Source organism: Anaerococcus murdochii (genome assembly GCF_019957155.1).
In the GTDB taxonomy this organism is placed as follows: domain Bacteria; phylum Bacillota; class Clostridia; order Tissierellales; family Peptoniphilaceae; genus Anaerococcus; species Anaerococcus murdochii.
Genome location: NZ_JAIPME010000002.1, coordinates 107,803 through 121,492, shown reverse-complemented (window position 1 = coordinate 121,492; position 13,690 = coordinate 107,803). Strand labels below are relative to the sequence as shown.

The 13,690-nt window shown below is 35.3% G+C and carries 14 protein-coding genes and 1 tRNA gene; 13 read left to right on the top strand and 2 right to left on the bottom strand.

Annotation, left to right across the window (positions count from 1 at the left end):
- The 3 genes from dprA to K8P03_RS00995 all read left to right on the top strand — a co-directional run bounded on the left by dprA (nt 1) and on the right by K8P03_RS00995 (nt 4,300).
- Nucleotides 1-1,080: a DNA-processing protein DprA gene (gene dprA / locus K8P03_RS01005; protein WP_223417685.1), complete on the top strand. Its 1,080-nt coding sequence runs from the start codon at nt 1-3 to the stop codon at nt 1,078-1,080.
- A gap of 4 nt (nt 1,081-1,084) precedes the next feature.
- Nucleotides 1,085-3,142, top strand: coding sequence for a type I DNA topoisomerase (topA, locus tag K8P03_RS01000; RefSeq protein WP_223417684.1), 2,058 nt, complete (start codon nt 1,085-1,087; stop codon nt 3,140-3,142).
- 150 nt (nt 3,143-3,292) lie between these two features.
- Nucleotides 3,293-4,300, top strand: a complete 1,008-nt coding sequence (locus tag K8P03_RS00995; protein WP_223417683.1) for a hypothetical protein — start codon at nt 3,293-3,295, stop codon at nt 4,298-4,300.
- Nucleotides 4,301-4,363: 63 nt separating this feature from the next.
- Here K8P03_RS00995 and mscL read toward each other — a convergent pair whose 3' ends face one another.
- Nucleotides 4,364-4,777, bottom strand: coding sequence for a large conductance mechanosensitive channel protein MscL (gene mscL, locus K8P03_RS00990; RefSeq protein WP_223417682.1), 414 nt, complete (start codon nt 4,775-4,777; stop codon nt 4,364-4,366).
- 96 nt (nt 4,778-4,873) lie between these two features.
- On the opposite strand from mscL, the gene K8P03_RS00985 reads away from it, so the two are divergent.
- From K8P03_RS00985 to K8P03_RS00965, 5 genes are all read left to right on the top strand, one after another.
- Nucleotides 4,874-5,464 carry an NUDIX hydrolase gene (locus K8P03_RS00985; RefSeq protein ID WP_223417681.1) on the top strand — a complete coding sequence of 197 codons (591 nt, stop codon included), beginning with the start codon at nt 4,874-4,876 and terminating at the stop codon, nt 5,462-5,464.
- The gene (locus tag K8P03_RS00980) at nt 5,454-6,284 is read left to right on the top strand and encodes an aminoglycoside 6-adenylyltransferase (RefSeq protein WP_223417680.1); all 831 of its coding nucleotides are present in this window, start codon (nt 5,454-5,456) and stop codon (nt 6,282-6,284) included. The genes K8P03_RS00985 and K8P03_RS00980 overlap by 11 nt, the downstream gene beginning before the upstream one ends.
- A gap of 8 nt (nt 6,285-6,292) precedes the next feature.
- Nucleotides 6,293-7,501 carry a D-alanyl-D-alanine carboxypeptidase family protein gene (locus K8P03_RS00975; RefSeq protein WP_223417678.1) on the top strand — a complete coding sequence of 403 codons (1,209 nt, stop codon included), beginning with the start codon at nt 6,293-6,295 and terminating at the stop codon, nt 7,499-7,501.
- A gap of 22 nt (nt 7,502-7,523) precedes the next feature.
- A tRNA-Arg gene (locus K8P03_RS00970) sits at nt 7,524-7,600 on the top strand.
- A gap of 12 nt (nt 7,601-7,612) precedes the next feature.
- The gene (locus K8P03_RS00965; RefSeq protein WP_223417676.1) at nt 7,613-8,089 is read left to right on the top strand and encodes a nucleoside deaminase; all 477 of its coding nucleotides are present in this window, start codon (nt 7,613-7,615) and stop codon (nt 8,087-8,089) included.
- A 38-nt stretch (nt 8,090-8,127) separates the two neighbouring features.
- On the opposite strand, the gene K8P03_RS00960 is transcribed toward K8P03_RS00965, so the two are convergent.
- Nucleotides 8,128-8,532, bottom strand: coding sequence for a VOC family protein (locus K8P03_RS00960; protein WP_223417673.1), 405 nt, complete (start codon nt 8,530-8,532; stop codon nt 8,128-8,130).
- 148 nt (nt 8,533-8,680) lie between these two features.
- Here K8P03_RS00960 and K8P03_RS00955 point away from each other — a divergent pair, with 148 nt between their 5' ends.
- Genes K8P03_RS00955 through K8P03_RS00935 form a run of 5 tightly spaced genes read left to right on the top strand, consistent with a single transcriptional unit; the run spans nt 8,681 to nt 13,664 of the window.
- On the top strand, nt 8,681-9,628 hold the full coding sequence (locus K8P03_RS00955) for an NAD(P)-dependent oxidoreductase (RefSeq protein ID WP_223417672.1): 948 nt from the start codon (nt 8,681-8,683) through the stop codon (nt 9,626-9,628).
- Nucleotides 9,625-10,254, top strand: coding sequence for a uridine kinase (gene udk / locus K8P03_RS00950; RefSeq protein WP_223417671.1), 630 nt, complete (start codon nt 9,625-9,627; stop codon nt 10,252-10,254). The genes K8P03_RS00955 and udk overlap by 4 nt, the downstream gene beginning before the upstream one ends.
- The gene (glgB, locus tag K8P03_RS00945) at nt 10,244-12,049 is read left to right on the top strand and encodes a 1,4-alpha-glucan branching protein GlgB (RefSeq protein WP_223417670.1); all 1,806 of its coding nucleotides are present in this window, start codon (nt 10,244-10,246) and stop codon (nt 12,047-12,049) included. The genes udk and glgB overlap by 11 nt, the downstream gene beginning before the upstream one ends.
- On the top strand, nt 12,046-12,513 hold the full coding sequence (locus K8P03_RS00940; RefSeq protein ID WP_223417668.1) for an acyl carrier protein: 468 nt from the start codon (nt 12,046-12,048) through the stop codon (nt 12,511-12,513). Before glgB ends, K8P03_RS00940 begins: the two co-directional genes overlap by 4 nt.
- Complete coding sequence (locus K8P03_RS00935; protein ID WP_223417665.1) at nt 12,510-13,664, top strand: FAD:protein FMN transferase; 1,155 nt, start codon at nt 12,510-12,512, stop codon at nt 13,662-13,664. The genes K8P03_RS00940 and K8P03_RS00935 overlap by 4 nt, the downstream gene beginning before the upstream one ends.
- The last annotated feature ends 26 nt before the right edge of the window (nt 13,665-13,690 follow it).

Sequence of the window (13,690 nt, the reverse complement as noted above, 5' to 3'; positions counted from 1 at the left end):
ATGGATAAGAGAGAAATTTTATTATACCTAAATTACATAAATATTAATAATAGAACCATCCTAGATATTTTTGAAAATACGAATTTGGATAATTTTTTCGAAAGGGGAAGGCTAGATTATTCCTTCCTTAACGATGGGAATTACGATAGGATTTTTAATCCAAAAAACCTTGAGGATTTCAAAGCTTATAGGGAAAAAGTTGCTAAGCTTGGTGTTGACTTTGTGACAATCCTAGATGAATCTTATCCAGAGAATTTAAAATACATAGACGATAGACCTGCGGTTTTGTATTATAAGGGAAGGCTCGATGCCCTTCGTGATAGCAAGTCCATCGCCTTTGTCGGGGCAAGAAAGTGCACAGATTACGGCAAGTGGGCCTGCAAAAATTTGGCCGGATCAATTGCCCAGGCAGGCCTAACAACTGTTTCTGGCTTGGCCTATGGTATTGATGCCATGTGCCACAAGGCGACTTTGGAAGTTGGCGGCAGGACCATTGGAGTAATCGGCTGTGGAATTGATCAGGTATATCCCAAGGCAAATAAATTTTTGTATGAAAAAATCGAAGAAGAAGGATTGATTTTGTCAGAATTTCCCCTAGAAACTCCACCTATTGGCTATAATTTCCCAAGGAGAAATAGGATTATTTCTGGAATTTCCCTGGCAACTGTGGTGATAGAAGCCAAGGAAAAATCAGGAACCATGATTACAACCAGGTGTGCCCTAGACCAAGGCAAGGAAGTTTTTGCTGTGCCTGGAAATATCAATTCAATTTACTCAAAAGGGACAAATAAGCTAATCCAAGATGGCTCAAAGCTTATTTTGTGTGCTGAAGATATACTTGAAGAACTCGATTATCTTTTGGATAAAAAAGTACCTAAACAACCTATTGATTATTCTGCACTTGATAAAGATGAAGTTAGTGTAGTAAGATATATTGAGACAAATCCAAATGCCAGTCCTGATGACTTGGCACTTAACTTAGATTTAAGCATAGATGTGATAAACTTTTTACTGACAAGTTTAGAACTTAAGAACATAATTGAAAATATAGGAAATAATGAGTTTACAATAAAGGAGTGAGACTTTGGCTAAAAATCTAGTAATAGTAGAGTCGCCTACCAAGGCTAGGTCAATTTCAAAAATGCTTGGAAGGAACTATAAGGTAAAGGCAACTGTTGGCCACCTTAGGGACCTACCAAAAAGCAAGTTTGGTGTTGACATAGAAAATGACTTTGAACCTGAATACATAAAGGTCAGAGGTAGGGCGAAAACTATTAACGAGTTAAAAAAAGAAGCGGAAAGTGCTGACAAGGTTTATCTGGCGACAGACCCGGATAGGGAAGGTGAAGCCATTTCTTGGCACCTTGAATACCTACTAGACCTTGATCCAAATGAAAATAACAGGGTGGAATTTCACGAAATAACCAAAAATAATGTCCTAAATGCCATGAAAAACCCTAGAAAAATCGACAAAAATCTTGTTGATGCCCAACAGGCTAGGAGGGTCATGGACAGGATTGTGGGTTATGAAATAAGTCCAATTCTATGGAAGAGGGTCAAATCAGGCCTTTCTGCAGGCCGTGTCCAATCTGTTGCCCTAAAACTAATTGTTGATAGGCAAAAAGAAATTGATGATTTTATACCAGAAGAATATTGGACTATTACTGCCAAACACAAATACGATGGCATAGATTTTGAATCTGAATTTTATGGATCAAAATCCAAAAAAATGAAGGTTTCAAATGAGTCTGGTGCCCAAAAAGTTTTGGATAAGATTGATAAGGATAATTTTAAACTCGATACAATTGCCAAAACTAAGAGAAAAAGACGTCCTTATGCCCCATATACAACCTCAACCCTCCAACAGGATGCATCAAACAGACTTGGTTTTTCAACCAAATTTACCATGCAACTTGCCCAACAACTTTACGAAGGTATTGATATTGGAAAAGAGGGAACTGTCGGTCTAATATCCTACATGAGAACAGATGCGACTAGGATTTCTAAGGAAATTGTGGGCGAATCATTGAAATATATCAAGGAAAAATACGGGGCAGAATACGCAGGACGTGGCAATACCTATTCTGGCAAGAAAAAAGGCAGCCAAGACGCCCATGAGGCAATCAGGCCTACATCCATATTTAGAGACCCAATTTCAATCAAAACTTACCTAACAGACCAACAATACAAGCTCTATAAGCTAATCTGGTCAAGGGTAGTAGCAAGCCAAATGGCTGATTATGAATATCTATCAACCCAAATAAATTTTGACAATAATGGCTTAATTTTTAGGGCAAATGGAAAGATTACACTTTTTGATGGTTTCAATAAATTATATGGCAACCTAGATAGTGAAAATAATTTGCCAGACCTTAAGGAAGGCCAAGTCATAGGTGCAGAAAAAATCACCAAAGACCAACACTTTACAAATCCACCAGCAAGGTACACAGAAGCATCTCTTGTAAAAACCTTGGAGGAATTTGGCATAGGCAGGCCTTCAACTTATTCTGCAACCATAAACCAAATCATGTCCAGAAACTATGTCGAACTTGACGGCAGGTCAATCTATCCGACAGAGTTAGGAAAGACTGTGAATGAATTTTTGCAGGAAAATTTTGACGATGTAATAAACGTAGAATTTACTGCAGATATGGAAAACCAACTCGACAGGATTGCCGAAGACCAAGTTTTTTGGAAAGATGTTTTGAGAAATTTCTATAAAGATTTTTCTAAGGATATGGCTGCTGTCAAAAAAGATACAACTGACTATAAGGTTAAAGACAAGGTCCTTGATGAAAAATGTCCAAAATGCGGCAAGCCTCTTGCTATTAAACATGGTAGGAACGGCAAGTTTATAGGTTGCACTGGTTTTCCTGATTGTGACTTTACAAAGTCTATAATAAAGACAACTGGAGTTAAGTGTCCTAAGTGTAAAGATGGGGAAATTATCGAAAGAGTATCCAAAAGAGGAAAGAGATTTTACGGTTGTTCGACCTATCCAAAATGCGATTACGCCCTTTGGGATCCGCCAACAGGTGAGAAATGCCCAGAATGTGGCAGCCTTTTAGTCCATAAGAAAAATAGAAAAACAGACGAAATCAGATGTTCTGAATGTGATTATGTAAAAGTAAAGAAAAGATAAATTAGCTATGACAAGTATTTCTTGTCATAGTTTTTTATTTGTAGAATGAATAGTTTTCAATAAATCGACTGGTATATATCAAAATATTCGTTTGAAATATCATAATACTCAAGTAAAGCGTTTATAAATAACAATATTAAAGGAGTTTTTATGAAAAAAACAAATAAAATGTTAGCAGGTTTAGTAATTGGAACAATGACTTTTGCAGGACTTGGTGGTATGCCTGTAGATAATGCTAACCTTAGCGCAGGGATTCAAAACGTTGCTTATGCTGATGTTAATACTAATAATATCAAGCTGGTAAGCGGCAAATTTGATTATGAGACAAATATCTATACACTTGAGTTTAGTGGCATAAGTGCTAAAAATCTTGGTCAAGTTCAAGACTTTGCTTTGATGGCAGACTTTGATGGCGATATTTATAGGGGAAACTTAGAGCCAGGCAATTATTCCGTAGAAGATAAAAATGGTAAAATGGTTGTATCATTTCCTGGACAAAACATGGCAGGAATTAGCCTGGTATTTAAAGACCTATATTTAGGTGTAAATTTTAAGACAAATCAAGGTGAAAAAGTTGTATTAGATAGAATCCAAGCCCTCAACCTAAAATCTTATAAGGCACAATCAAAACAAATACTATTTGATAAGCTTGATAAAAGCTTGCTAAATAAGCAAGAGATTGATTATATTAATAAAATTATAGATAGAGGAGATAGTATTGTAGCAGTTACAAGTGATTATAGAACAATTCTCGATGTACTTTACAATATGGGAGAAAAACTCGATCAAATGGTATCTACTGGCAACTATAATACCGACCAATTAGATGCAAAAACTCATGAATTGTTTATAGCAGGTCTAGAAGAAATGATGCCAAGCTTGAAGCAAGCTCCAAAACAGGCTCCAAAACAAGAAAGTAAAAAAGAAACTCCTAAAAAAGAAAATAAGAAGGAAAAAACTCTTAGCCAAGTTGAAAAGTTAAAAGCTTCTATAGATGATAATAAAATTACAACTAAGGCTGCCCAACTTCTATTAGATACAGTTCCTGATTTGAATAAAGAAGTGACAACAAAACTTCAAAATCTTATCAAAAAATCAGATGCCTTGATAGTTAAAGCTGAAAAAGCCCTTGAAAAACTAGAAAAATCCGGAAAATAAAAAAAGATTTAAAATAAAGAAATGAAATAGGGACCCTTGCAAATTTGCGAAGGTCCCTAATTTTTATTCTAATTCGTTTGAGTAATTTTCAAGCTTAGATGTACACTTTGGACACCTAGTTGCTTCTATATCAATTTTGCTCTTGCAGTATGGGCAAGTTTTTTCTGTTTCTACTACTGGTTCTTCCTTCTTTTTATGAAGACCGTTAAGAGATTTAACAATCAAAAATAAAACGAAGGCAATAATTATAAATGAAATAATTGCATTAATAAGATTACCAATTTTAAGAGTTGCTCCTCCTATGCTTATAACAAGGTCTTCATAGTTAACTCCTGCTGTAAGGCCTGCTATAATTGGCATTAAAAGATCATCAACTACACTAGTTACAATAGCTGTAAAGGCTGAACCCATAATAATACCTATGGCCATATCTAATACATTGCCACGGGCAATAAATTCCTTAAATTCTTTAAACATAATAATTCCTTTCTATATTTCTAAAATACTGTTTCATTATACTCTAATAACTTGACTTTAAAACCATATTTATATATGATTTTAATAGGAGTTTCTATGAAATATTTACAAGTAGATGACGAATTTTTATCTAGGTTAAAATCCTTCGCTGTTTTTATTCCCCTAATAGAGATTGACGGCAAGGACCATATTTTATTTGAAGTAAGAAGTGACATAGTTAGCCAACCTGGTGAGGTTTCTTTTCCTGGTGGTAGAGTAGAATGTGGCGAAGATTTTAAGGAAGCCGCCATAAGAGAGACTATGGAAGAATTAAATCTTAATCGCCGAGAAATAACATATTTAGGTTATTCTTCTATGATTCTTACATCTAATTACAGGCATGTAAAAAGTTTTTATGGTAGGATTAATAAAAATTTGTCAGAAATAAAGTATAATAAGGAAGTAGAGTCGATTTTTACGGTCGATCTTGACTTTTTTAAAAATAATCCGCCCATATCCTACAGGGCGCCTTATAAGATGGATTTTCCAAAAGATTTTCCTTTTGATAAAATCCCGAATGGCAAGGATTATAAATTTCAAACCGGATACAATGAAATGTTTTTCTATGATACCAAGCCTGTAATTTGGGGCTTGACCGCAAAAATGCTAAAAAACTTTATAGAAAGTTGGAGTAAAAATGAGGAATGATATTTCGCAAAAAATTAAAGATTATGCAAAGACAAACCCAGCCATAGAGTCTATTTTTTATGTAAAAAGGCAAAATAATGACGAATTTTATAGGATTTATACAGTTGTCAATGAGGTAATTATAGCCAAACTCGAAGAAGAGTTTGCAGGACTTTTTGATGACCTAATCTTTGTAAATAGGGTTAAGGAGAAAAGCGAACTCGACAAAAACAAGTTTTCTTTTACAACCATCGACCTTTACAAGATGGACAATATTAAGATTTCCGAGTCGATAATAAGTAGCGATGTGGCTAAAGACTTTATAAAGACTCTCCCAGCTGATATTGAGTTTTTATATAACAAACCAGGTTCTGATGCACTTCTGCCAAACAAAGATTTTGCCTATAGCCCTGTCAAAGAATACGAATTTAGCCAAACAGTTAAAAACTTTTTTGCATCTGCTATAGAAGTTTCTCTATATTTAAACCAAAACAATGGGCTTGCTGCAGCCATCAAGATGGAAGATGTAAGAAGTGAGCTTTCTAAGATGCTTAGGATCTATGTTGTAAATAAGTTTAAGGGAGCAAGAGATATTGGAAAGGATGGCAGCGAATTTGTCCATACTCTTGTTAAGGAATACAAGGACGATTTTGAAGATACTTTCCACGATATAAACCCACTTAATATTTATAACAGCCTCTTTAAGGCCTGCATACTTTTTAGAAAAGTGGGAATGGCTGAGGCAGAAGATTTGGGTTTTGAATACGATAGACAAACTGATGTAAAGACATTGAAGCTTTTAAGAAATAATTACAAAAAGCTTGAATCCTTTCTAAACTAGGAGTAAATATGAAATACAAATACAAGATAGCAAGTCTAGCTTTGGCAATTTTTATGTTTTTTATGCCTGTAAGCCTTGCAACTAGCCAAAATAAAATAGTAGGTCTTGATGAGAATGTCAAAGCCTACCTTATAGGAAATGAAGAAAATGGCGAAGTTTATTACGAAAAAAATGCAGATGAGCCAAGACCAATGGCATCTTTGAGTAAACTCATGACTTTTCTTGTGACCAAGGAAGCTATTGATAGGGGTGACATTTCCTTAGATACAAAAGTTAAGGCTGATAAGGAAGCAGAAAAATTAACCACATGGGAATATTCTGCCCTAGGTGTAAAAGAAGGCGAGACCTATACAGTTGATGAGCTCTTAAAAGGCCTAATAGCTGTATCTGGTAATGACTGTGCATATCTTTTGGCTAACACTGTATCAGTCTCAGAGCCAGCCTTTGCAAGGGAAATGAATGAAAAAGCAAAAGAACTTGACCTAGAAAGCCAAGTGTATTATAATTCTAGTGGGATAGAAACAGAAGATGGTTATCAAAATACTTCTTCTGCTAGAGACTTATTTAAGTTGACCCAATATATACTTAAAAACCATCCTGAAATCTTAGATTATTCGGCAATTAGGGAAATAAAAGATCCCGCCAGAGATATAGACAAGAAATCAACTATTCCTCTTATGGATGAAATCAAGGGAGTTGATGGTCTAAAGACTGGTACAACCAATGATGCTGGATATTGCCTAGTTTCAACAATCGACATGAAAGAACTTGACGATAAGGATGATTTTAGGTCCATAGGTGTTGTTATGGGTGCAGACCAAAAAGACACCAGGGACAAGGTTATGAGTGACCTTATTTATTACGTATCAAAATATTTTTCTACAAAAACAGTCCTAGATTCAAATGTACCTATTAAATCTATAAAAGATGTGACTGTTAAACAGGGATATATAGACCTTTATCCAAAAGAAGATATAAAAATGATCGTAAAAGAAGGCGAAAATCCTACAATAAAGTATAATATAAAAGACGATGTAAAAGCGCCTATAAAAGAAAACCAAGATATGGGAGAAGTGGAGATTTCCTATAAGGATGAAAGCCACAATGTCGGCTTGTTTTCAAAGAAGGCTCTTGATAAGGCTAGTCTTTTTACAAGGGTTGTAAGAACTATAAAAGATTCTTGTGACTTTTTATTAAAGACAGTAATAGCAAGATAAAGGCAAATTTTTTGCCTTATATGTATCGGTAGCTCAGCTGGATAGAGCACTGCCCTCCTAAGGCAGGTGTCGGAGGTTCGAATCCTCTTCGGTACACCAAAAGGAAATATTATGCAAGATTTATTTACAAAAGCTGATGAATTTTTTATGACAGAAGCTATAAATGAAGCCAAACTTGCAAAATCAATTGACGAGGTCCCGATAGGGGCCGTTGTTGTTTGCGGAGAAAGAATAGTTGGCAGGGGACACAATTTTACCTACAAAGGCAAGTCTGCCCTAAACCATGCCGAAATCTATGCCCTCAAAGAAGCAGGCAAAAATATCGGAGATTTTAGGCTTGAAGAATGTACAATGTATGTCACTCTTGAGCCTTGTATTATGTGTGCTGGAGCAATTATGCACTCTAGGATAAAAAGACTCGTAATCGCCTGCAAAGACCCAAAGAGGGGCGGATTTTCCACATCTTTTATAGATAAAGATAGCCCCCACCTAAATGTGCCCGACATTTCTTATGGTCTCATGGAAGAAGAATCCCTAAGAGAACTCCAAAGTTTTTTTAGGGCCTTAAGAGCAAAGAAAAAAAGCTAAGATAAACTTAAGTTGACTTAAGTAAATCCTAGCTTTTTTTAATCTATAATTTCCGCTATAAATTGCCAGCTTATATCGTATTTGTCCACAAAACTTGTAAATAATTTATTGTCTAATTTTTGTGGCTCGCTGGTTACGTTTGAATCTTTTTTGAAATTTATATAGGCCCTATAAAGCTTATCTGAATCTGTTTCTATCACTATTTTTACATTGTTGCCCTTGACATAGGTGTCATCATTTGTGACATCATAGAGGTATATCCTATTGCCATAAATATCTAGGTGGGAATTATAAATCCTATCCCTAATTTTTGGAGGGTGGTTGAATTTTGCAAAATCCCTATATCTAATAATATCTTCTGGATAGGCAAGGTCAAAAACATTGCAATAATAGTTTATTGCCTCATCACACAATCCGTTTTTAAAAGTTAAAGCTACTGCCATTTTAATTCCTTTCTATTCTTCTATTTAATTTATCCTTTTTAAATAATTATTTCAACTCCTCACTTTGTTAAAGAATTTTTAATTATTACAAAACCTACATTTAGAGTATAATGTTTAAAAGAAGTTTTTTATATAAAGGAGTATATAGATGAAAATTAGTCTTATTGATCCATTAGAAGTTAAAGAATCTTATATAGAAGAACAAAAGGAAAAACTTGAAAAACTTGGCCATGATTTTACCTACTATAAGGAAAGTGCCAAGGATGAGGAAGAAAAAATAGCAAGGCTAAAAGATGCTGATATAGCTATTATTACCAATAAACCTGTATCTAGAAAGGTAATAGAAAATACCAATCTAGACCTAATTGACGTTGCCTTTACAGGGGTTGACCACGTTGACCTTGAAGCTTGTAAGGAAAAAGGCATAAAAGTTCTAAACGCATCTGGTTATTCAGATGATTCTGTAGCTGAGCTTGTAATCGGTCTAACAATTGGAGTTTTAAGAAAATTTGACAAAAATAATGAAAATATTTTTGAAGGAAAATCAAATCCACTTTTAGGTTCCCTTATCAAAGGCAAAACTTTTGGTGTTATAGGGACAGGCCATATAGGTAAAAAACTCATCGAACTTCTCCAAGTTTTTGGATGTAAGATTATTGCTTTCTCTAGGACAGAAAAAGACGACATCAAGGCTCTAGGAGTAGAATATGTTGACCTTAAGACCCTTCTTAAGGAAGCTGACATAGTATCCCTTCATATACCAAACAACAAAGAAACCAAGCACTTCTTAGGAAAAGAGGAACTTGACCTAATGAAGGAAGGTGCTGTTCTAATTAACTGTGCAAGGGGAGCTGTAGTTGATAATGACTACCTGGCCAAATTATTAAATGAAGATAAGCTAAGGGCTGGTATTGATGTTTTTGATATGGAACCACCACTTCCAGCTGATTATCCACTAAGAAATGCTAAAAATGTCCTACTAACAAACCACGTTGCTTTTTATACAGAAGAAGCCATGCAAATTAGGGCAGACATTGTATTTGACAACCTTTACTCCTACCTAGATGGGAAAATAAAAAACGAGATTAAATTATGATAAGACCCAAAATCGTAGCAGTTGCTGGAGGTTCTGCCTCTGGCAAATCTACGATAGTAAAGATAATTGCAGAAACTTTCAAAGATGATTTGATAGTTGTGGGCCACGATAATTATTACAGGGCCCATGACGACCTAGATTTTGAAGAAAGAAAGCTTTTAAATTATGACCATCCAAAGGCCTTTGATACTGATTTGTTTTGCGACGACCTTGAAAGATTGGTAGCAGGCGAAGAAATTGATATGCCTGTCTACGACTACACCATCCACACCAGGAGCAAAGAGACAATCAAAGTTAAGGCCAAAAAGATCATCCTCATAGAGGGGATTTTGGTCCTATATGATAAAAGAATAAGAGACCTTACAGACACTAAGGTCTTTGTGGATGCTGATAGTGATATTAGACTAAAAAGAAGAATCCTAAGGGATACGGTAGAAAGGGGAAGGTCAGTGGAATCTTGCCTCACCCAATATATTGAGCAGGTCAAACCAATGCACGAAAAGTACGTAGAACCAAGCAAAAAATACGCCGACATCATTATCCCAAGGGGAGCTAAGAATATCAAGGGTATAGAAATTTTGTCTAAACATATAGAAAATATGATAGGAAATACTAATGAAAGTTAATATTTTACCAACAAATTACCAGGAAATTAAAGATTATATAGACGGCAATTCCACCATTGGCCATAAGATTTGGGGAGCAATCCCTCATGAAGATGGCTATATATTTAGAGTCTATGCACCAAATGCAGATGAAGTTTATATCAAAGGAGACTTTACTGGTTGGCAAAACGAAAAACTTGTAAAAAACGACGAGTTTGGATATTTTTATGGCTTTTATAAAGCAAAGGTCAATGACTATTACAAATATATAGTGGTCAAGGATGGGAATTGGATGGAAAAAACTGATCCTTTTGCCCATGCAATGGACGGAGAAGGCGACTTTGCAGCTAGAATCACAGCAGAAGATGACTATGTATTTAATGATGATGACTTTATAAAAACTAGGGATAAAAATTTTGACAAGCCCCTAAATATATATGAACTCCACATAGGATCTTTTATGAGATTTACTGGCAAGGTAAATTTCCTAGACATAGTTGATAGTCTTGTTAAGCATGTTAAGGAAATGGGATACACTCATGTTGAAATTATGCCAGTTACAGAATATCCTTTTTACCCATCTTGGGGCTACCAATCGACAGGATTTTTTGCAATTAGCCACAGGTATGGGACAGGTCTTGATTTTAAAAAGTTTGTAGACATCCTCCACCAAAACGGCATCGGGGTCATCCTTGATGTGGTCGCAGTTCACTACGCTTCAGATTTTTATGGTCTTGACCATTTTGATGGAACAGCCATGTACGAGTCCCAATATATGGACTTAAAATATTCTGAATGGGGTTCAAATAACTTTGACTATTCAAAGGGCCATGTGAGAAGCTTTATGAAGTCTTCTATGGCATATTTAATCGAAGAATTTCACCTAGATGGAATTAGGATTGACGCTGTGTCTTATATGGTATTTTATAATGGAAATTCAAATAGGGGCGTCCACCACGATAACATCTTCTTTATAAAAAACTTAAATGAAACTTTAGAGAACCTCCACCCAGATGTGATGAGGATTGCAGAAGATTCTTCTGATTATCCAAAGGTAACCCATCCGGTTTCTGAAGGTGGACTTGGTTTTGATTATAAGTGGGATATGGGTTGGATGAATGATACCTTGAGGTATTTCAAAGTCGATTCTATGAATAGAAGGGACTACCAAACCAATATCAATTTCTCCATGTATTATTTTTACAATGAGAAATTCCTGCTTCCACTAAGCCACGATGAGGTTGTCCACCTCAAAAAATCTATGATTGACAAAATGAATGGGTCCTATGAAGATAAATTCAAACAATTAAAGGTCCTAATGACCTACCAAATGACCCATCCAGGCAAGATGTTAAACTTTATGGGCAATGAAATTGCGACCTTTGAAGAGTGGAACGAAAATGTAGGAATTAGGTGGGAATATCTTGATTATCCAATCCACGATGGATATAATCGTTTTGTAAAAGATTTGAACAAATTATATAAGGACGAAAAGGCCTTTTACAAGTATGATTATGATCAAGATGGCTTTGTGTGGAGAGTAGTAGACGATAATACCAACTCTGTCTTTGCCTATGAGAGGATAGCAGACGGGGATAGGTATTTGGTTATCTTAAATATGGCCAATGTCTACCAACCATACTACGAAATATATTATGACGAAGATTTAGTTTTTGAGGAAGTATTTAATTCCTTAGATGAAAAATACGGCGAGTATAGAAATAATAAGAGAAGAATAGAAGTTAAGAAAGGAAATAATCTGGGATTAGAGCTTTGGCAATACGAAGCTGTAATCTTTAAGATAAGAGAAATATGAAAGACAGAAAACCAATCAACCTATCATGGTTAGTTGAAAAATGGACTTTGATAGATGAGGACACATACTTAAAAAATATGTGGTTAAACACTGAATCCCTTGATTTTATCAGGATCAATAAGGAGATTCAAACCAATGAAGACATTGAAGCGTCCTATATAGATATAGACCAGGATGTAGAAAAATATATCCTTATGCCAGGTACAAGCGAAGTAGATAATTCCGACATTAGGGATGCCTTTATCTCTACCTTAGATAGGAGAGAAAGGGATGCCTTTGTGGAAAACGCTGAGTTTATAGCACCAAGCGCTGAGTTTATGGATACAGTTTATGAACTTGGCCTAGAAGGCAGATGGAACGACTTTAGAGATAAGGTCGCGGCAGGTTTGTTACTAAGTTGGGCAGAAGACGAGGGGCTTTCTGTCAACAAAGATATGGAGACAATTAATATAAATAAAATATGAAAAAAATACTTATGGTTTTGGCACTCGCTGCAAGTCTTACAGCTTGTGCCAATATTAATGAAAAAGAAAATGTAGAAAAACCAAAACTAGAAGCAGTGAACGAAGATTCTTCAAAGGAAGATGTAGATGCTAGCTCAAGTGATGAGGAAAAAGTTCAAAGTGATTCAGAAGAAAATACCCAACTAGAAAAACACACAGAAAATGTTTACGAATACTTTGATACAGTCACAACTTTCTTAGCCTACACAAAGGATCAAGAAGAGTTTGATAAATACGTAAAAGTTTTAAGAGATGAACTTAAGACCTATCATGAACTATATAACTCCTACGATGCTTTTGAAGGGGTCAATAACTTTAGGACCATCAATGAAAATGCAGGTAAAGAGCCAGTTAAGGTTGACCCAAAGATCATAGAACTTGTAGAATATTCTAAAAAAATGTATGACCTTACAGATGGAAAAATAAACATAGCTATGGGTTCTCTCTTAGGCCTTTGGCACGATTATAGGGAAATGTCCCTAGATAATCTAGAAAAGGCTGCAATTCCAGAAGAAAGTATGCTTGTTAAGGCCAGTGCCCACAAGGATATTGATTCTATAGTAGTTGATGAAAAGGCAGGTACTGTATTTATCAAAGATCCAGAAGTTAGGATAGATATTGGAGCTATCGGCAAGGGCTATGCAACAAAAATAATCGCAAATAAGCTACAAGAAGAAGGTCTAAAACACGGAATCCTATCTGTAGGTGGGGATGATGTTCTAATTGGAGATAATCCAGCTAGTGAAAATTCTTATTATAAGATAGCCATCCAAAACCCAGACCTAGAAGATAAGGAAAATCCATATTCATCTGTAGTTAGCCTTAAAAATACATCTGTAGTAACAAGTGGGGACTACCAAAGATTTTTCATGGTAGATGGCAAGAGATACCACCACATAATTGACCCAGAAACTATGTATCCATCAACAAGATGGAGATCAGTTTCTGTAATTTTAGATGATATAGCAGAGGCAGATACAATTTCTACCTATCTTTTCATCATAGATCTTGAAGAAGGTCGTGAGTTTGCGAAAAAAGTTGGGGCTGAAGTTTTGTGGATAGATGAAGATTATAATTCTTATTCTACAGAAGGCTGGCCTGAAGTAGAATAAGATTTTACTAGACTATTTATAAATTT